Annotated in this window: 16 protein-coding genes; 12 read left to right on the top strand and 4 right to left on the bottom strand. The window is 69.4% G+C overall.

All coding sequences use genetic code 11. From position 1 onward, the window contains the following. Positions 1 to 5 precede the first annotated feature (5 nt). Positions 6 to 743 (bottom strand): SDR family oxidoreductase, encoded by a 738-nt coding sequence (locus ACFWHU_RS16765; protein ID WP_387225384.1) that lies wholly within the window; start codon positions 741 to 743, stop codon positions 6 to 8. Positions 744 to 836: 93 nt separating this feature from the next. On the opposite strand from ACFWHU_RS16765, the gene ACFWHU_RS16760 reads away from it, so the two are divergent. Further along, complete coding sequence (locus tag ACFWHU_RS16760; RefSeq protein ID WP_385792625.1) at positions 837 to 1,700, top strand: LysR family transcriptional regulator; 864 nt, start codon at positions 837 to 839, stop codon at positions 1,698 to 1,700. Between the two features lie 31 nt (positions 1,701 to 1,731). On the opposite strand, the gene ACFWHU_RS16755 is transcribed toward ACFWHU_RS16760, so the two are convergent. After that, positions 1,732 to 3,354 (bottom strand): MFS transporter, encoded by a 1,623-nt coding sequence (locus tag ACFWHU_RS16755; protein WP_387225383.1) that lies wholly within the window; start codon positions 3,352 to 3,354, stop codon positions 1,732 to 1,734. Between the two features lie 193 nt (positions 3,355 to 3,547). Here ACFWHU_RS16755 and ACFWHU_RS16750 point away from each other — a divergent pair, with 193 nt between their 5' ends. Together ACFWHU_RS16750 and ACFWHU_RS16745 are read left to right on the top strand one after the other, a co-directional pair. Next, positions 3,548 to 4,195, top strand: coding sequence for a methyltransferase domain-containing protein (locus ACFWHU_RS16750; RefSeq protein WP_385792623.1), 648 nt, complete (start codon positions 3,548 to 3,550; stop codon positions 4,193 to 4,195). A gap of 100 nt (positions 4,196 to 4,295) precedes the next feature. Then, complete coding sequence (locus tag ACFWHU_RS16745; RefSeq protein ID WP_387225382.1) at positions 4,296 to 4,832, top strand: hypothetical protein; 537 nt, start codon at positions 4,296 to 4,298, stop codon at positions 4,830 to 4,832. Positions 4,833 to 4,861: 29 nt separating this feature from the next. On the opposite strand, the gene ACFWHU_RS16740 is transcribed toward ACFWHU_RS16745, so the two are convergent. Further along, positions 4,862 to 5,779, bottom strand: a complete 918-nt coding sequence (locus tag ACFWHU_RS16740; protein ID WP_387225381.1) for an aminoglycoside phosphotransferase family protein — start codon at positions 5,777 to 5,779, stop codon at positions 4,862 to 4,864. A 102-nt stretch (positions 5,780 to 5,881) separates the two neighbouring features. Here ACFWHU_RS16740 and ACFWHU_RS16735 point away from each other — a divergent pair, with 102 nt between their 5' ends. The 3 genes from ACFWHU_RS16735 to ACFWHU_RS16725 all read left to right on the top strand — a co-directional run bounded on the left by ACFWHU_RS16735 (position 5,882) and on the right by ACFWHU_RS16725 (position 10,124). Next, complete coding sequence (locus ACFWHU_RS16735; protein ID WP_385792620.1) at positions 5,882 to 6,823, top strand: aminoglycoside phosphotransferase family protein; 942 nt, start codon at positions 5,882 to 5,884, stop codon at positions 6,821 to 6,823. 110 nt (positions 6,824 to 6,933) lie between these two features. Next, the gene (locus ACFWHU_RS16730) at positions 6,934 to 8,817 is read left to right on the top strand and encodes an alpha/beta fold hydrolase (RefSeq protein WP_385792619.1); all 1,884 of its coding nucleotides are present in this window, start codon (positions 6,934 to 6,936) and stop codon (positions 8,815 to 8,817) included. After that, entirely contained in the window at positions 8,814 to 10,124 is a 1,311-nt protein-coding gene (locus ACFWHU_RS16725; protein WP_385792618.1) for a tetratricopeptide repeat protein, read from the top strand. The genes ACFWHU_RS16730 and ACFWHU_RS16725 overlap by 4 nt, the downstream gene beginning before the upstream one ends. 153 nt (positions 10,125 to 10,277) lie before the next feature. Here the strand turns inward: ACFWHU_RS16725 and ACFWHU_RS16720 are convergent, their stop codons facing one another. Next, the gene (locus ACFWHU_RS16720; protein WP_385792617.1) at positions 10,278 to 11,225 is read right to left on the bottom strand and encodes a methionyl-tRNA formyltransferase; all 948 of its coding nucleotides are present in this window, start codon (positions 11,223 to 11,225) and stop codon (positions 10,278 to 10,280) included. 248 nt (positions 11,226 to 11,473) lie between these two features. Here ACFWHU_RS16720 and ACFWHU_RS16715 point away from each other — a divergent pair, with 248 nt between their 5' ends. The 6 genes from ACFWHU_RS16715 (at position 11,474) to ACFWHU_RS16690 (ending at position 19,031) form a co-directional block, all read left to right on the top strand. Then, positions 11,474 to 12,829, top strand: a complete 1,356-nt coding sequence (locus tag ACFWHU_RS16715) for a lysine N(6)-hydroxylase/L-ornithine N(5)-oxygenase family protein (RefSeq protein WP_385792616.1) — start codon at positions 11,474 to 11,476, stop codon at positions 12,827 to 12,829. A gap of 74 nt (positions 12,830 to 12,903) precedes the next feature. After that, positions 12,904 to 13,962, top strand: a complete 1,059-nt coding sequence (locus ACFWHU_RS16710; RefSeq protein WP_385792615.1) for a FecCD family ABC transporter permease — start codon at positions 12,904 to 12,906, stop codon at positions 13,960 to 13,962. Beyond that, on the top strand, positions 13,959 to 15,104 hold the full coding sequence (locus ACFWHU_RS16705; RefSeq protein ID WP_387225380.1) for a FecCD family ABC transporter permease: 1,146 nt from the start codon (positions 13,959 to 13,961) through the stop codon (positions 15,102 to 15,104). The genes ACFWHU_RS16710 and ACFWHU_RS16705 overlap by 4 nt, the downstream gene beginning before the upstream one ends. Positions 15,105 to 15,195: 91 nt before the next feature. Continuing rightward, complete coding sequence (locus tag ACFWHU_RS16700; RefSeq protein ID WP_387225407.1) at positions 15,196 to 16,002, top strand: ABC transporter ATP-binding protein; 807 nt, start codon at positions 15,196 to 15,198, stop codon at positions 16,000 to 16,002. 145 nt (positions 16,003 to 16,147) lie between these two features. Continuing rightward, the gene (locus ACFWHU_RS16695) at positions 16,148 to 17,200 is read left to right on the top strand and encodes an iron-siderophore ABC transporter substrate-binding protein (protein WP_387225379.1); all 1,053 of its coding nucleotides are present in this window, start codon (positions 16,148 to 16,150) and stop codon (positions 17,198 to 17,200) included. A 43-nt stretch (positions 17,201 to 17,243) separates the two neighbouring features. Next, positions 17,244 to 19,031 carry an ABC transporter ATP-binding protein gene (locus ACFWHU_RS16690; RefSeq protein WP_385792613.1) on the top strand — a complete coding sequence of 596 codons (1,788 nt, stop codon included), beginning with the start codon at positions 17,244 to 17,246 and terminating at the stop codon, positions 19,029 to 19,031. The last annotated feature ends 15 nt before the right edge of the window (positions 19,032 to 19,046 follow it).

Genomic DNA, 19,046 nt, shown 5'->3' with positions numbered 1-19,046 from the left:
GTGGGTCACCAGGGGATGACGCCGTCGTCCTCGAAGAACGAACCGCTCGGCCCGCCGTCCGGCAGCGTGGCGAGCCGGATCGCCGTGGCCGCGCCCTGCTCAGGAGTGCGAGGCCCGAGGAAACCGGTGAAGTCGGTCGCGACCAGGCCCGGACAGGCGGCGTTGACCAGGATGTTCGAACCGGCGAACTGCCGGGCGTACTGCACGGTCACGGCGTTCAGATACGACTTCGACGGCGCGTAGGCCGCCATGACGGGGCCGATCTCGATGTCCGGGTCCGCCTGCCTGGTCAGGGAGCCGACGGAACTGGAGACGTTGACGATGCGCGGCGACGTCGAGCGCCGCAGCAGCGGCAGCATCGCGTTGGTCACCCGTATGACACCGAAGACGTTGGTCTCCACGACCGTGCGGACCACGTCGAGGTCGAGCGTGGTCGGGTCCTGCCCCCATCCCGGACCCATTTCTCCCGAGATACCGGCGTTGTTGACCAGGGCGTCCAGGCGCCCGGCCCGGCGTTCGATCAGTTCCACGGCATCGGTGACGCTCTGATCGCTGGTCACGTCCAGCGGCACCCCGAACGCGTCCACCCCGGCGGCGCGCAGCTTCTCGACGGCGGACTCGCGCCGGGCCTCGTCGCGGGCTCCCACGCCCACGCGGTACCCGAGGGCGCCCAGCCCGGTCGCGATCTCGTACCCGATTCCCTTGTTCGCGCCGGTCACCAGCGCGAGCTTCGTTTCGCTCATGCCGCTGATGTTCGCTCGCGGACGAGGGGCGCATCCAACACCGATACGATGCTCTGTCATACCCGGTGGGTATCACTGAGGTACGGTCTGGCTGTGGAAACCTTGGAGACCCGCGAGCTCAGGTACTTCATGGCCGTCGCCGAGGAGCTGCACTTCGGCCGCGCCGCCGAGCGCCTCGGCATGGCCCAGCCACCGCTGTCCCGGGCGATCCAGCAGCTCGAGCGGCGCCTCGGTGTCTCCCTGCTGGAACGCGACCGCCGCGGCGTCTCCCTGACCGGCGCCGGAGACGTGCTGCTGCACGAGGGGCGCGCCGCCCTCGACGCGACCACCGCTGCCGCTCGCCGCACCCGTCGCGCCGGCGGCGCCGACAGTCCAAGTGGCTCGCGCAATCGCCTGGTGCTGGCGGTGAAGGCCGCCGCGTCTCATGAACTGCTGCAGAAGCTGCTCCACGCCTACGCGGCCGAGCCCGACGCGGCAGAGATCGAGGTGCTGCCCAGCGGAATGTGTGAGCAGGAAGAGATGCTGCGCGACGGCCGCGCCGATGTGGCGCTCATGCACGCGCCGTTCAACTCCCTCGCCGGGTTCGACAGCGAGGAGCTGCTGACCGAGGGGCAGATCGCCATCCTGCCCGCCGTGCACCCCCTCGCCGCGCGCAAGACCCTGTCCCTGGCCGACGTCAGCGACATCCCCGACCTTCCGCTCGCCCGCTGGCCCCGCCACGGCACGTACACCCCCGGCCCGGGCCCCGAGATCCACGACCAGACGCAGCTGGCCCAGCTGATCGCCCTCGGACGCACCGCGGCCGTCTTCCCCGACTCCGCCCGCGCCTGGCTGTGGTCCGAACACACCGCCGTCCCCGTGACCGACGCACCCCCGGTCGTCACCCACATCGCCTGGCCGGCGCACAGCCGCTCCCTCCCCCTCGCCGGCCTGATCCGCACGGCCACCCGGCTCTGACCCTCCGGTGAGCGGTCCCCCCCCCGTACTGCTACGAGGGTGGCTGGGCGAAGTCCTTGGTGCGGATAGCGGCGAGGGAGACCACACCGGCGACGAGGGCGATGAGCGCGGCGACGAGGAGGATCTCGTTGAGGCCCGAGGTGAAGGCCGCCGTGGCGAGATGTTTGACCGGGGCGCGGACCTCGGGCGGGAGGGAGCCGAGAGCCTGGGTGACCGTGCCGGACTGGACGGCGGTGGAGATCTGCGGGCCGAAATCCCCGACGCCGGGGATGGCCCCGATGTGGTCGGTCACATAGGACTTGATCTTGCTGGAGAACAGGGTGCCGAGCAGCGCGATGCCGGTGGCGATGCCGATCTGACGGAACGTCGAGTTGATGCCCGAGGCCATGCCGGCGTGGGCGGGCTGGACGACACCGACGGCGGTCGATGCCAGCGGTGGATTGACCAGGCCGAGACCCGCCCCCGACATGATCATGCCGGGAATCAGATGGGTCCAATCGCTGGAGGCGTTGAGGCCGCGCATCCACAACAGCCCGCCGCCGATCAGAAGCAGACCGGGTCCGATCAGAAACCGCACCGGCATCCTTGAGGAAAGCCGTCCCGAGATCGTGGACACCACCAGGATGCCGGCGGAGATCAGCAACAGCCGTACGCCCGCGCCCAGGGCGCTGTACCCGAGTACGTCCTGGAGGTAGAGCACCAGGTAGAGCAGCATCGACAGGATCGAGGCGCTGAGACCGAAGGCCGCCACCAGGCCGCCGGTGAAGGTCGGCTTCCGGAAGAGCGACAGGTCGAACATCGCCTGAGCGGTTCGCAACTCGACCACCACGAAGGCGGACATCAGTACGACCGCCGCGGCCAGGCACGCGATGACGACGGGGTCGGAGAACGAATCGTGACTGGACTGGATGAGCGCGTACACCAGGCTCGACAGGGCGGCGGTGAAGAGTACGAAGCCCGGCCAGTCGGGGTGGCGGGCGCCGGGCTGCCGGGACTCGGCGACCTTGACCAGGGTGATCGCGACGGCGATCGCGCCGATGGGCAGGTTGACGTAGAAGATCCACTCCCAGGACAGGCCAGTGGTGAGCACACCGCCGAGCAGTGGTCCGATGGCCACCGCCAGACCGGTGATCGTGCCCCAGATCCCGAAGGCGACGCCGCGGTCCTTGCCGCGGAAGGCATCCGCCAGCAGAGCGAGTGAGACCGAGAACATGATGGAGCCGCCGACTCCCTGGATGCCCCGGGAGAGTTGCAGCATCAGCGAACTGTCGGCGAGGCCGCAGAGCAGCGACGCGAGACTGAAGATCGTCAGACCGATCACATAGAGCTTCTTGCGGCCGTACATGTCGGCGAGGCTGCCCGCGGTGAGCAGCAGGGAGGCCAGGGTGAGGGAGTAGGCGTCGACGACCCACTGGAGGTCCGAGAAGCTGGCGTGCAGTGACCGCTGGATGTCGGGCAGTGCCACGTTCACGATGGTGATGTCCAGCAGCAGCATGAACGTGCCCAGGCATACGGCGGTCAGCGTCCACCACTTGTTCAACGCGGTCGGGGTGTGCCTGGCTCGCGGCTCGCCGCGGGTGTGACCGTGCGGGCCGGCTCCGGAGGCGCCTGCGGCGCGGGACAGGTCGGAGCCGTCCGGCTCGTTCTCAGGCATGGCTCATTCCCTCTTCTCGGCCCGACGGGCGTGCCCGTCCCACCGACTATCTCCTCCGGGCGGCCCCGACCGTCTCTTCACCGCGCGGGCCAGCCGGGCGAAACCTGAGCCGTGACGTCACCGGATCGGCCGAGGGTCCGAGTCTCAGCCGACCGTGCGGGTGCCCGTGCCGCCAGGAACTACTGTCGCGAGCATGGTCGAACACGATGCCCTCAGTGCCACCCGCGAGGCTTACGACGCTGCTGCCGTCACCTATGAGCAGCTGTTCAGCGACTCGCTGCGTGACAGTCCCCTCGACCGCGCGATCCTGGGCGTCTTCGCCGAGGTCGTAGGCGCGAGTGGGGACGGTCAGGTCGCGGACCTGGGTTGCGGGCCCGGTCATGTCACCGCTCATCTGGGCGAGTTGGGGCTGGCGGCGTTCGGTGTCGATGCCTCTCCAGTGATGATCAAGTTGGCTCGGCAGGCCCATCCGGGCCTGCGGTTCGACGTGGGCTCGATGACCGCGTTGGACATCGCCGACGGCGTGCTGGGCGGCGTACTCTCGCGGTGGTCCGTCATTCACACTCCGCCGCGGGAACTCCCCGTCATCCTGGCGGAGTTCCATCGTGTGCTGGCGCCTGGTGGCCACCTTCTGATCGGCTTTTCGGCGAGCGAGGATCCGTCTCACCCGACGCAGGTCTTCGATCACGCGGTCGCGCCGGCCTATCGGTGGTGGCCCGATCACCTCGCCGAGATGCTGCGCGAGTCCGGGCTGTCCGAGGTGGCCCGGATGGTCCGCGAGCCTCAGCCCACGGATCGGCGGCAGTTCAAGGGAGTTCAACTGCTCGCCCGCAAAGCCTAGTCAGGGCTGTCCGTACCGATTCGTCGGACTTCCGCCCGATCGGGCATCTACTCTACGGATGCGCCGCACTACGCGGCGCGGTCGGTTGAGGAGGAATCCCGTGTCATCGCCCTGCGACCCCAAGTACGCTCCGGCCGGCGATGTGGGCGCGGCGCTCATGATGATCGACTCCCGGCTCAAGAGCGTTCACGACGACAGGACCGAGATCGACCCCGAACAGCAGGCGCTGACGAAGCAGTTCGCCGCGTCCCTCGGCCCTGGCGGTGCCGATGAGGTGCTGGACGGTGCGTGCACGGTCATCTTCATGTTCATGAAGTGGCTGCGGCTGGCCTACGAGGATCACGACAGGGACGTCATCGAGTGCGTGGTGCCCAACCTCGTGGCGACGATGCGAAGGATGCCCAAGAGCATCCGCCCCGAGGTCATCCCCACCATGGCCGGCCTGGTGGTCGCCGCGGGAACCGGCCTGAGCCCGAACCTGTGGCGCAAACAGTACGGATACTGGACACCGGAGGAGCTGACCCCGCTGGAAGCCACCGCCTTTCTCCTCGCGGAGCACATCAACCGCATGACCGACGACCCGGACTTCGCCACCCGCATGATCACCGAAGCGCTGTTCGCGGCGGAGAAGGAGTGACGTGTCCGCCGACCGGTCAGAGCTCTTGATCACTGGGGGAGCGGTGCGGTCAGGCGTCGTAGCGAGGCCTGGGCGGGTGGGCCCCAGGTGGGTTTGCCTCCCGGGCGGCCGTGGACGCCGGCCTCTCCGATGTGGATGCCGGTGAGGGCGCGCAGCACCGCCCAGCCGCGGGCGCGGCGCAGGGTCGCGGCGTCCGGGGTGGGCCGGTAGGCGTCCTGGAAGCGGTCGGCGGCGCCGTCCGGCAGCAGGATCCACGCGGCGGCGAGGTCGTACGCGGGGTCGCCCGCGAACAGGTCGCCGAAGTCGATCACGCCGGAGAAGGTGCCGTCCGTGGTCAGGACATTGGCCGGATGCAGGTCGCCATGGAGCCAGAGACGTGGGCCTGCCCATTCGGGCGCGGCGGCGGCGTCCTCCCAGATCGTGCGGACGGCGTCCGGGTCGCGGATCAGGCCCAGTTCGGTGGCGGAGGCGAGCTCCCGAGTGAAGTGTTCGGCGGTTTCGGCCAGTGGGCCCCCGCGGTGCCGGCCCGTGGGCGCCTCGTCGGGGGCGGGGCGGTGAAGGGCCACGAGGAAGGCGGCCAAGGCGTCGGCCGCGTCCGCGGCGCGCGTCGCGGGGGCGCGGTCGGCAGGCTCGCCCGGTACCCAGGTGGTGACGAGCCAGGGCCGCGGAAACCGTTCCGAGGGCTCACCGAGGCGCTGCGGGACGGGGACCCGCAGCGGAAGGCGCGGGGCGAGGACGGGCAGCCAGGCGTGTTCCTTGCGTAGCAGCGTGTCCGCGGACTCCGTCGCCCACGGCAACCGGACGGCGAGGTCGTCGCCGAGCCGCCACACCTGGTTGTCCCAGCCACGCGCTCCGAGTTCCAAAGGGTGATCCGCCAGGTCGGGGTGCTGCTCGCGCAGCAGATCCCGAATCAATTCCGCTGTGATGTCGGTCGTGGTGGCTGTCATGGGGAGCAACGTTAGTTGTCACTCCCGGCACCGCGAAGATCCCCGCACCCCGGCGCCCCATGCGTACCGTCTCTGCCTCGCGGCAGCGCGTAAGGTGCCCGGATGATCGACGTACCAGAGGCGTTCGCGCGGAGCACCGTCGCGCGTGAGGGAGGGGCCGGAGCCGCGTGGCTCGGCGAGTTGCCCGGGATCGTGGACGAGATCCTGGGGCGTTGGGGGTGTGTGCCGGACGGCGAGGTCATGCACGGGGGTGTCGGGGTCATCGTCCCGGTGCGGTGGCGGGACGAGGCGACCGCCGTGGTGAAGGTGTCGTTTCCGCACTCCGGCAACGTGCATGAGCCGGACGCGTTCGCGGCTTGGGGCGGGCGCGGGGCCGTTCTGCTGCACGCGCGCGATGACGCGCGTTTCGCGATGCTGCTCGAACGGGTCCGGACGTCGACCTTGGCGGAGGTCGAAGACGGTGACGAGGTCGTGAGGGTCGCGGGGCGGCTCAATCGCCGGCTGGCCGTCCCCGCGCCGCCCGGCCTGCCCCGGCTGCGTGAGCGGGTGGACTCCTGGGAAGGACAACTGCGCAAGGACGCGCAGGAGTTGGCCCCCGCTCCGTCGCGTCGTGTGGTGGACGCCGCCGCGGCCACCGTTCGCGAGTTGGGCCGCGTCCAGCCGGACACCCTCGTCCATGGCGACCTCCATGCCAGGAACATCCTGCGTGCGGACCGTGAGCCCTGGCTCGCCGTCGACCCCAAGGGGTACGCGGGAGACCCCGCTTACGACGGCGGCACCCTGCTCAAATCACGCGCGCTGACGCTTCTCGAAGCGGACGACCTGGGCAAGGCGGTCAACCGCGTCCTGGACATCTTCTCCGAGGCCGCCGAGCTCGACCGCACGCGCGTTCGGCGCTGGGCCCAATTCCATGCCGTCCAGACCGCGTTCTGGGGCCGCCGTCACGGCTTCCGCGTCGCCCGCAGCGGACCGGAGCTGGACCGGCTCACCGAATTCGCCGACAACCTGGCCGAGTTGCTCACGGAACAGTCCTACTCCGGCTGAACCTTTGCCGAACATGCCGGGCGCGCGACCCGCAGCGGCGTTCGGCGTTGACGTAGCCTTGCACCCTGCGGTTGAGACGGCGTCATTCGTGATGAACGAGGAGGGCCTGGGTGCCCCTGGACATCAGGCCGGTCAGAGAAGTCGGGGCCGTACTCGTTCACGGACTCTTCTCCTCGCCCAGGACATGGTCCCCCTTCGAAACGCTGATCGCCCAGGACCGCGATCTCGCGCACATCGACACGCTGCCGTTCGGCTACGTCTCCCCGGTCGCCTCCTTCAGCCCCCTGCGCCGTATCCCGTCCTTCGACGATGTCGCGGACAGCCTCGGCGGTTTCCTCGAAGTGGAGGGAGGCGGATACGAGCGGCTGGTGCTCGTTTCCCACAGCCAGGGGGGACTGGTGGTGCAGCGCTATCTGGCCCGGATGCTCCATGAAGGCCGGGGAACGGAACTCGCCCGGATCAGCCGGGTCGTGATGTTCGCCTGTCCCAACTCCGGCTCGGAGCTGGCGCTGACGCTGCGGCGCGCCCTGTGGCGCCGCAGGCACGCGCAGGAACGGCAGTTACGCCCGATCCACGCCGCGGTCACCGAGGCGCAACGCACGGTCCTCAGCCGCGTCGTGCACGCCCGGTCCGTGACCGCGAACTCCTGCCCCCTGCCGGTCACCGCGTTCGCCGGCGAGAGCGACGGGATCGTGACGCCGGCCTCCGCGCGGAGTCTGTTCCCCGACACCGGGATACTTCCCGGTGACCACTTCGGCATCATCCGCCCGGACTCGCCGGGCCACCGCTCCTACACGGCCCTCAAGCGCCTGCTGCTGACACCGACCGACAGCGACACCGGGGCACGTACGTCCGACGAAGAGGTCGGGGCGGCGCCCCGGCCCGGCCGTGCGACGACGCGGGGAGCGGAGTCCGATGTCGCCGGGTCGGGCGACTGGCACTCACGAGCCATGGTGGATCACGACGAGAACGGTCTGTTCGGCATCGGGCCGGCTGTCGACCGACTGCTCAGGGATCTGGCCGGCGCGACGGGCCCGTGGGTCGTCAACGTCCGCGGTGTCGGCGGCGTCGGCAAGACGACGATGGCGTACGAAGCCGCACGGCGCGCCGCGCGGGAAGGGATCTTCGAGCGGATCGTATGGACCACCGTCCGCGGCGGCGCTCATGAACCGGGCCTGTGGGAAGCCCTGTTCGATCTCGCCGCGCAGCTCGGCGTGACGCTCGGCCCCGACAGACGCGGATGGGAAGCGGAGCTGCGGGTGGCGCTCCGGGCTGCGGGTGAACAGCGGCGCGTGCTCGCGGTCGTGGACAACCTGGAGGTGGCGAGCCAGGCCACGGCCATCGTCGACGGGCTGCGCCGGGCCGGTTTCGAACGGCCGCACAAGCTGCTGGTCACCAGTCGCGGTGTGGTCCACGATCCCGACCACGCCATCAAGGAGCAGTCGGTGAACGGACTCGGTCAGGAGGCCGCCGTCGCGTTCATCCGGCATGTGGGGGCCGACGACCCGGAGCTCGCCGAAGCGACGGGGACCACCTTCACCCCCATCGTGCGGATCACCGAAGGGAACCCGTATCTGATGAGGCTGGCCATCCGGCGCTACCTCTCGACGGGGATGCCCCTGCATGAGGTCATCGATGAACTGACGGCTCTGGAAAGCCGGGTGCCGGACGGCGGCGAGGGACTGGCCACGCGTATCAAGGCCCATCTGTTCGACCGTTCGCTGGGGGAGTTCGACCTCATCGCGGGGGCCGAGGCGGCCCACAGCCTCATGGCCGCGTTCTGCGCCAAGCGGCGCGGGGACAGGGTCGCCAGGGGCGAGCTCATGGAACTCAGCGGGCTGCCGGACGGCGAGTTCCGGCGGGCTCTGCGGTGCGGGCACGATCTGGAGCTGGTGCAGGCGTCCCGGCTCAACGAGGAGCACTCCATCCACAGCCTGTTGTACGAATACACCAAGCCCAGACCTGACACCGCACCTGGCACAGTGAGTTCGTGACGTCGAGGGCCGGTTACTGCGGTGAGCGCCCGGACCTGTGGCTCGCCACCGTCCGGCGGTCGTTCGGCAGAGCCCTGGAGCAGGTGGAGGCCGGCCGCGAGGTGTCGGACACACAGCTGAAGGACGCCGTGACCGTCCTCGACAACGTGATGTGTTACGGCGTCGAGGTGGACAGCCTCCGGCTCGCCCACTTCCTGACGCGGCTCACCCAGGTGTCCGTCAGCGCGGGCGAGCACGGTGACCGGTTCGACGGCCACGACCTCATCACCGCCATCGACCGGAGCATGCCGCTGGTGGAGGCGGCCGGTCTGGCCACCTGGCCGCTGCACGTGGCCAGGGCGTCGTACTACTCACGCCAGGACGACGGCCGAGACGCCCGCAGGGAGGCGCTCGAGGCGGCCCGGCTCGTCTGTGCCGGCGACCGGGACACGGTGGAGGTCGGGCTGATGCTGGCTCAGCTTCACATCGACGTCTGCGAGTACCGCGCGGCCCGCCGTCTGCTCGCGGAGTGCCGCAGACTGTGCGACGACCCCGTCTGTGCGGACAGGCTGCCCGAGCTGCACATCTGCTACGGCAATCTGTACTACGTCCAGGGGTCTCTCAAGGCGGCGCTGCACCACTTCCAGTCCGCGCTGGCCACGGCGGGCGATCCCGTTCCCACCACGGCGTACCGCGCGGCGGTACGGGCGCATCACTACAGCGGCAAGATTCTCAGTGCTCTCGGCCGTCACCAGGAGGCTCTCGACCAGCTGATCCGGATAGAGGGCTACGCGTGTGTCAGCGAGGCCGAGCGCAACCGGCGCGCCGGTTTTCTCCATCTGCGGCTGGGTGAGGTCCTGACGGCCGGAGGGAGTCTCGACGAGGCGCACCACCACCTCTGCGAGTCGCGGAAGATCTTCGTCCAGTTACGCGAGAGCGGCACGGCGCAGGCGATCCTCGACTCGGCCGTGGCGACGCTGCTCATGCGGCAGGGATGGCGAAGGGACGCGCTCGCGGTGCTGGCGGGGGCGGTACGGGCGGCCCGGCGCGACAACTACCGGCGCGGCGTCGTGCTGTTCGAGACCAAGGCGGCCCTCTACCACTTCCACGGCCGCGACTGGGGCGGGCTGCTGCGCAGCGGTAGCGCGGCGCTCGGGGCCTGGATCAGGCTCAACGGCGCCGGCAATCTCGTGCGGGCGGTCGTCGGATCAGTGGAGTACGTCGTCTCGTCACTGTGGCAGCGCCTCCGCCGCGGCCCACGTACCCCGGCCCTGGCAGGCCCCGTGCGCTGCCCCTGCGGGAACTGCCTCCGGGAGAGTGAGCCCTGACATCGCCACCCCGGCGCGCCCGGCTCGCTCCCGCCGGGGATCGCCTGCTCCGGCCGGGAGTCTCAGCGCCCGTGTACCCGGCCGGGATCGGTCTGCCACGTTCGGCCGTCGCGATTTCTGACGGGCCCTCCGGCGCCGAACCGGAGCTGTGCGTCAGGCGCGGTTCGTCAAGTAGCCGCCCATGGAGGTGAAGTACTCCGTCGCGGGCAACTCCCGGCCGTCCTCGGTCCGTACGCGCGTGATGGCCAGGCCGTGGTTGCGGCCGGTGCGGGCGTCGGCTCCGGCCACTATCACCACGCCTTCGCCCTCGCGGTAGAAGATACGGCCGGGCGTACCGCCGTAGCGGCCCTGGGACACCACCGCGGCGAGGACCTCGAGCCGCTTGCCCTTGTGGAAGGTGAAGGCGCTGGGGTACGGCTCGGACTGGGCGCGGACCAGGCGTTCGAGGTCCTCCGCCGGCCAGGTCCAGTCGATACGGATGTCTTCGACGGACCGCTTGTGGAAGAAGGTCGCCTGCGAGCGGTCCTGCTTGGTGAACTCCGTCTGCCCGGCCGCGATGAGGCCGAGCGCGCCGACGGTCACCGGTGCGATGAGATCGACGGTCTTGTGGAAGAGATCGGTGGCGGTGTCCGTCGGCCCCACCGGAACCGACTCCTGGCGCACGACGTCGCCGGCGTCGAGTTCGTCGTCCATCATGTGCGCGGTGACGCCCACTTCGGGCTCGCCGTTGATCAGGGCCCAGATCAGCGGGGAGAAGCCTGCGTACTTCGGCAGCAGCGAGTCGTGGACGTTCAGGGTGCCGTGACGGGGGAGGCCGAAGATGCGCGGGGGGATCCAGGTCCGCCAGTTGTTGGCCACGATGATGTCCGGGTCGGCCGCCTTGAGGCGCTCGAACAGCTCGTCGTCGTCGGGGCGGTTGCGGATCAGGACCGGGACGCCGTGCTCCTCGGCGAGGTCGGCGACGGAGTCGCTCCAGATCTTTTCGTACGCGTGCTCGCTCTTGGGATGTGTCACGACCAGCACCACGTCGTGCTCGGACTCCAGAAGGGCTTGCAGGGTGCGGTGCCCCCAGGTCTGGTAACCGAACATGACGACCCGCATGGGGTTCCTCCTCAGAGCAGGGAATGACCGAGGGTAGTTAAGCAAGGCTTACCTTAGTTTGCAACTGGCCAGGCTGGCAGGCCAGTCGGTGCGCGCCGGGGCCGGGTCGTCCACTCGACAGCCGTCGGGGATTAGCTTAGGCTCACCTAAGTTCAGGGTGGGGTCGCTTCCTCGGCGTGCCCACCTTTCGTATGTCTCACCTGCCCCCCACGCCTGACAGGCGGCTTCCCCGTATGAATGGGAGTGACATGTCACAGGTTCTTCCTGGCGACGCAGCACCGGTCTACGACCTCATAGGCATCGGCTTCGGGCCGTCCAATGTGGCGATGTCGATCGCGGTCAGCGAGCACAACGCACGCGTCGGCAGGCAGGAGTCGGTCACCGCCCACTTCTTCGAGCAGCAGCAGTCCTTCGGCTGGCACCGCGGCATGCTGATCGACGACGCGACCATGCAGGTGTCCTTCCTGAAGGACCTGGTGACGCTCCGGAACCCGACCAGCGAGTTCAGCTTCCTCTGCTATTTGCAGAGCAAGGGACGGCTGATCGACTTCATCAACCACAAGAACCTCTTCCCGCTGCGGGTGGAGTTCCACGACTACTTCGAGTGGGCCGCGGCCAAGGTCGACGACATGGTCTCGTACGGCCACGAGGTCGTCGGCGTCACACAAGTTGTCCGCGACGGAACCGTGGAGTACCTGGACGTGACGGTCCGGTCGGGGGAGGGACTCGTGGTCCACCGGGCCCGTAACCTCGTCATCGGCTCCGGACTGCGCCCCCAGATGCCGGAGGGCGTCGAGCGCGGCGACCGCGTCTGGCACAACTCCGAACTGCTGAAGAAGGTCGACGCACTCGAGGGCACCTCGCCCTCCCGGTTCGTGGTGGTGGGCGCCGGGCAGAGCGCCGCCGAGAACGTCGCCTATCTGCACCGCCGCTTCCCGGAGGCCGAGATCTGCGCGGTCTTCTCCCGTTACGGCTACAGCCCCGCCGACGACAGCGCCTTCGCCAACCGGATCTTCGACCCCGAGGCGGTCGACCAGTACTTCGCCGCCCCCGAGGACATCAAGAGCCGGCTGATGGGCTACCACGGGAACACCAACTACTCCGTGGTGGACATCGACTTGATCGACGACCTCTACCGGGAGATGTACCGGGAGAAGGTCCTCGGCACCGAGCGGCTGCGCTTCCTCAACGTGTCCCGTCTGGTCGATGTGAAGGAGACACCGGACAAGGCCCGTGCCACGGTGAAGTCCCTGGTCACGGGGGAGGAGTCGTTCCTGGACGCCGATGTCGTGGTGTTCGCCACCGGTTACGGCCCCGCCGACCCCGTCGGCCTCCTCGGCGAGGTCGCGGACCGCTGCCTCCGGGACGACGAGGGCCGCGTCCGCGTCGAGCGCGACTACCGCGTCGCGACGGACCCCGACCTGCGCTGCGGCATCTACCTCCAGGGCGGTACGGAGCACACGCACGGCATCACGTCGTCCCTGCTGTCCAACACCGCGATCCGGGTCGGCGAGATCCTCGACTCGCTGCTCGGCCGTGGCGTCAAGTCCGCGTCGGGCAAGGCCCGGCAGGTCGCCGACGGAACCGGCAGCACCGCTCGCTGAACCCTCCGGTGGGGGCGTGAGATGCCCAACCGGCCATGCCTCCCGCGTAGATCAAAGGGATAACGTACGTCGACATGAGCACGACTGCAGTGGAGCGCCCGCTGCCCAAGGGCGGAACGGAAGCCCGAAGGTACCGGGGTACGGGACTGGGCACGCTGGTGGTGATCCTCCTGATCACGGGGGTGGCCTCGCTGGCCGTCGGCGCCCGTGCGCTGAGTCCCACCGAGGTGTGGCACGGGCTGTTCGCGGCGCCGGACTCCGATCAGCGGCTCACCGAGATCAGGCTCATCGTGCAGACCGTGCGGGTGCCACGGACGGTGCTGGCGATCGTGGCGGGTGTCGCCCTCGGCGTCGGCGGGGCGTTGATCCAGGGGTACACGCGCAACCCGATCGCCGACACGGGCCTGCTCGGGGTCAACGCCGGCGCCTCGTTCGCCGTGGTGACCACGATCGCGCTGTTCGGGCTCACCAACCCGTTCCAGTACGTCTGGTTCGCGTTCCTGGGGGCGGCCGTCGCCGGTGTCGTCGTGTTCGGCCTTTCGAGCATCGGCAGAGGGGCCGGCAACCCGCTGACGCTCGCACTGGCGGGGCAAGGGGTGACGGTGTTCCTCGCGGCGATGACCACGGCGGTCTCGCTGTCGGACCAGAAGTCGCTGAACGCGCTGCGGTTCTGGAACTCGGGCTCCGTGGCCGGTGTCGGATTCGACGTCATCTGGCCGGTGGCCGCGTTCATCGCGGCCGGACTGGTGCTTGCGCTGACCACACTGCCCTCCCTCAACCTGCTCAACCTGGGCGACGACGTGGCGCGCGGGCTGGGCGTCAACATCGCGCTGAGCCGGACCATCGGCATCCTCGCCATCACCCTGCTGGCGGGCGCGGCGACGGCGGCGTGCGGACCCATCGCCTTCCTCGGTCTGATGGTGGCCCATGTGGCCCGCTATCTCACGGGGCCGGACTACCGCTGGCTGGTGCCGTACGCGGGTCTGCTCGGAGCCCTGATCCTGTTGGTCTGTGACATCGTGGGGCGACTGGTGGTGCGGCCGGGCGAGTTGGACTCGGGCGTCGTCGTCGCCCTCCTCGGCGCCCCGTTCTTCGCGGGCCTCGTGTGGCGAGGAAAGTTCAAGAGCGCATGAACGAGACGGGCGTTGGAACAGACCGCGGAGCGGACGCCGGAAAAGGCTCAGCGGCAGATGCCGTGACGGATACCGCGACAGACACGAAGCGGTCGGTCGCGTCCGGCGTACGGCTCGGCCGGCTGTCGTTCGTATGGCGACCCTGGATGGTGCTGGTCACGCTGCTGCTGGCGGCGGCGACCTTCCTGGTGTTCTGCGTGTCCATCGGCGTCGGCGACTTCCCCATCGGTCTGTCCCGGGTGATCGCCACGATCCTCGGCCGGGGCGAGCAGGTCGACGAGTTCGTGATCATGGATCTGCGGATGCCGCGTGCCCTCGCCGGTCTTGTCGTGGGCATCGCGCTGGGGGTGTCCGGCGCCATCACGCAGTCCGTCGCGCGCAATCCGCTGGCCAGCCCGGACATCCTGGGGATCACCTGGGGCGCCGGCGCGGTCGCGGTGTTCCTGGTGACGGTGTCGGGCGGCACCGCCACCGCGGTGGTCAGCTCCGTGGGCCTGTCGGCGGCGGCGCTCGCGGGCGGCCTCGGTACGGGGCTGCTGGTCTACTTCCTGGCCTGGCGGCGCGGGATCGACGGCTTCCGGCTCATCCTCATCGGCATCTCGGTGAGCGCGGTGATGCAGGCGATCACCAACTGGCTGCTCGTCAACGCCGACATCAGGGACGTGGCCCGGGCGCAGGTGTGGCTGGTCGGCTCGCTGGACAACCGGTCGTGGGACGAGGTCCGGGTGGCGCTCTGGTGCACCGTCGTCCTCATGGCCGTCGTCGCTGCCGCCGCCTTCCAGTTCAAGCCGATGCACCTCGGCGACGAGGTCGCCGCGGGCCTGGGGGTCCGCCACTCGCGGGTACGGGCGCTCCTGCTGCTGTGCGCGGTACTGCTGGCCGCCGTGGCGGTGAGCGCGGCGGGCCCGGTCGCGTTCGTCGCGTTGGTGGCGCCACAGGTGGCGATGCGTCTGGTGCGGTACCCGACACCGCCGATGGTGGCCTCCGGCCTGGTCGGCGCGTTGCTGCTGATCGGTTCGGACCTGATCGCGCGTGCGGTGCTGCCGAGCAGTCTCCCGGTCGGTGTGGTCACCGCCGCGATCGGCGGACCCTTCCTCGTCTATCTGCTGGTGAGGGCGAACCTCAGACAGACGGATAGATGATAAAAAGGTTAGGCAATCCTAATAAGGGGGGCTTGTGGCCGCTCAGTCCATCACGTTGAAGTCGGAGGCCGGGTCCGAGACCCGGTCCGCGATCGGGCCCGGCGCCGAGGGTGCCGCACGACTGGCCGCCAGGGGCGTCACGGTCGGTTACGGCGGCCGGACCGTCATAGACGATCTCGATGTGGCGATCCCGCCGGGCGTGATCACCACGATCATCGGCCCCAACGGCTGTGGGAAGTCGACCCTGTTGCGCACCCTGACCCGGCTGCTGAAGCCGACCAGTGGGACGGTCGTGCTGGACGGCGAGGACATCGCCCGGCTCAGAACCAGGGACGTGGCGAAGAAGCTCGGTCTGCTTCCGCAGGCGCCGGTCGCCCCGGAGGGGCTGACGGTGGCCGATCTGGTCGCCAGGGGGCGTCATCCGCACCAGAGTTGGCTGCGGCAGTGGTCGTCGGACGACGCCGATGTCGTGGAGCGCGCGCTGGCCATGACCGGGGTGGCCGATCTGGCCGACCGTCCGGTCGACTCGCTGTCGGGCGGCCAGCGTCAGCGCGTCTGGATATCGATGACGCTGGCTCAGGGCACCGATCTGTTGCTGCTGGACGAGCCGACCACGTACCTGGATCTTGCGCACGCGATCGACGTGCTCGATCTGGTGGACGATCTGCACGAGGGCGGGTGCACCGTCGTCATGGTGCTGCACGACCTCAATCTGGCGACCCGTTACAGCGACAACCTCATCGTGATGCGAGAGGGGTCGATCCTGGCGCAGGGGCATCCGCGTGACGTGATCACCGCCGAGCTGCTGCACGAGGCGTTCGGACTGCGCGCCCAGGTGATCGACGCCCCGGTGGGCGACAGCCCGATCATCGTGCCGCTCGGCCGAACGCACGTTTAGCCGCTGCCCGTGATGCCCCGGTCCAACCCAAGTCCCGGTAAAGGGATTTCATAGGTTAGGCTAGGCTAACCTCACCTGCTCAGGATAAGGTTTGGCTGCCCTAAGACAAGGGCGCAGCGGACAGTGCGATCACAAGGGATTCCGGATGCTCTTCCACAGAACGACGCTCGCGAAGTCACGGCGGCGACTGGCGGCGACACTGTCCGCCGCCGCCCTCGGCATCGGCCTTCTCACGGCTTGTGGCTCCGACTCGGCGGACGAGTCGAAGGACGACGCCCCGGCCGCCGCCGCCGGCGGCGCGTTCCCGGTCACCGTGGAGCACGCGTTCGGGTCCACCGAGGTCACCAAGGCTCCGAAGCGGGTCGTCACGGTCGGCTACACGGACGATCAGGCCGTCCTGGCGTTCGGCATCAAGCCGGTCGGCATGGTCGACCAGTACCCGAACCCCGAGGGCACGTCCCCCGACATCAACACCCAGTGGCCGTGGGTGAAGGACAAGTGGGGCGACGCGCGCCCCGAAGTCATCATGAAGAACGGTGACTCGGGCCCCAACTACGAGAAGATCGCCGCCCTTCGCCCGGACCTGATCGTCGCGGTCTACTCCGAGATCGACCAGGCCGGTTACGACAAGCTCTCCAAGATCGCCCCGACGGTGGGCCGCACCAAGGCCGAGAAGGAGCCCTTCAGCGCTCCCTGGCAGGACAACGCGGCCCACATCGCCAAGGCGCTCGGCAAGGAGGCCGAGGGCACCGAGATGGTGCAGGGCATCCAGGACAAGCTCGACATGGCGAAGAAGGCCAACCCCGAGTTCGCCGACCAGACCGCGGTCGTCATCTCCTGGTACAAGGACTCGATCTCCCCGTTCACCTCCACCGACGTGCGTGGACAGCTGGTGACCGGCGCCGGGTTCAAGTACCAGACGAAGATCGACGACATCGCGGACGGCGGTTTCTCCACCGAGCTGTCTCCCGAGCGCATCGATCTGATCGACGTGGACCGCATCTTCGTCGTCAACGACAAGGCGGACACGGAGGCGTTGAAGAAGTTCGAGCTGTTCGCCAACCTGCCGGCGGTCAAGAACGGCAAGGTGTCCTACCTGCTGGACAGTGAGGGCCCGGCGGTCGGCGCGGCCATGTCCCAGGGCACCCTGCCGTCCCTGCCGTACGCGATCGACGAACTCGTGAAGTCGGCCAAGTAGGGATGACGACTGTGATCAGTCCGCGACGAGACCCGATGTCCGGGTGAGCGCCACCGACACCCGCGCGGCCCCGGCGACCCTGCGCACCGCGACCGGGGGCGAGGCCACCCGGTGGGTCGTGGCGCACTGCCGCGAGACACCTTGGCTGACGTTCGCCACCGTGCTCAGCACCGTGGCCGGGGCGGCGCTCCAGGTGCTACCGGTGCTCCTGCTGGGCCAGGTGGTCGACGGAGTGGTCGAGGGCGAGTCGCGCTCGGTCCTTGTCACGGTCGGAGTGCTGATGGGGGCCGCCGCGCTGCTCGGCGCGGCGGCCACCGCCGTGTCGACGTATCTGATCGGGCGCCTCGGCGCGGATCTGCTCGCGCGGCTGCGCGAACACGCCGTCCGCGCGGTGCTGGGAATGCCGAGCGAACGGATCGAACAGGTCGGCCGGGGCGACGTGTTGTCCCGCGTCGGCGACGACGTGGCCGTGCTGTCCAAGGGTATCCGGACGGCCATCCCCACCGTGTTCTCGGCGGGCGTGCTGGTCTTCATCGCCACGGTCGGCATGTTCGGACTGGACTGGCGGCTCGGCCTGGCGGGCGCCGGTGCCCTGCCCGCGTACGCGCTCGCGCTGCGCTGGTACCTCCCGCGGTCCGCTCCCCTCTACCGCAAACAGCGAGTGGCCCAGGCCGACCGCGCGCAGGCGCTCATCAGCGGGCTGAACGGCATCGACACCGTACGGGCGTACCGCCTCGAGGAGTCCGTCCGCGAGACGGTCACCCGTGAGTCGTGGCGGGTGCGTGATCTCGGTGTCGAGGTGTTCCGGTTCTTCGGCAGATTCGTCGGCCGGGAGAACCGCGCCGAGTTCATCGGGCTCGTCCTGATCCTCGCGGTGGGCTACGCCCTGCTGGAGGCCGATGCCGCCAGCCTCGGTGAGGTGTCGGCGGCCCCCCTGATGTTCCACCGGCTGTTCACCCCGCTGGGCGCCATCATGTTCACCTTCGACGAGGCACAGAAGTCGGGTGCGAGCCTGACCCGTCTGGTCGGGGTGCTGGCGGAGGACACCGAGGACCGGCTGGTGGGCGACCGTTCCGTCGCCCCGGCGGACGCCGCGCCGTACGCGGTGACGGTGGAGGGGCTGACGTTCAGTTATCCCGACACCGACGAACCGGTCCTCCGGGACGTCGATCTGACGATTCCGGCGGGCGGTTCGCTCGCCCTGGTGGGGGCGACAGGTGCGGGCAAGTCCACCCTGGCCGCGCTGATCGCCGGTATCGGGACCCCGCAGTCCGGGTCGGTGCGCATCGGGTCGCACGACCTCGCCGGGATGGACGAGGCCGGTTCGCGGGCCCTGGTGAGCATCCTGACGCAGGAGACGCACGTGTTCTCCGGTCCGCTCGCCGACGACCTGAGGCTCGCCGCGCCGGACGCGACCGACGCCGAGTTGACGGACGCGCTGCGCACGGTCGGTGCGGGCGGCTGGGTCGACGCGCTGCCCGAGGGGTTGAACACCCTGGTCGGCGAGGGCGGCGAGCGGCTGGACGTCACCAAGGTCGCCCAGATCGCCCTGGCCCGGCTGGTGTTGGGCCGCTCGCCGGTGGTGGTGCTCGACGAGTCGACCGCGGAGGCGGGCAGCGAGGGCGCCGCCGAGCTGGAGCGGGCCGTGCTGGCCGCGTGTGCGGGCCGGACCACGCTGTTCGTGGCGCACCGGCTGACCCAGGCGATGGCGGCGGACCGGATCGCAGTGCTGGACGCGGGACGCGTGGTGGAGCGGGGCACCCACGAGGAGTTGGTGGCTCTGGGTGGCCGGTACGCACGACTGTGGCAGGCCTGGCGAGAAGGTAGTTAGGTAAACCTAAGTTAA

It is taken from the genome of Streptomyces sp. NPDC060366, from assembly GCF_042725135.1.
Taxonomy (GTDB): domain Bacteria; phylum Actinomycetota; class Actinomycetes; order Streptomycetales; family Streptomycetaceae; genus Streptomyces.
This window is presented reverse-complemented; position numbering and strand designations above follow the sequence as displayed.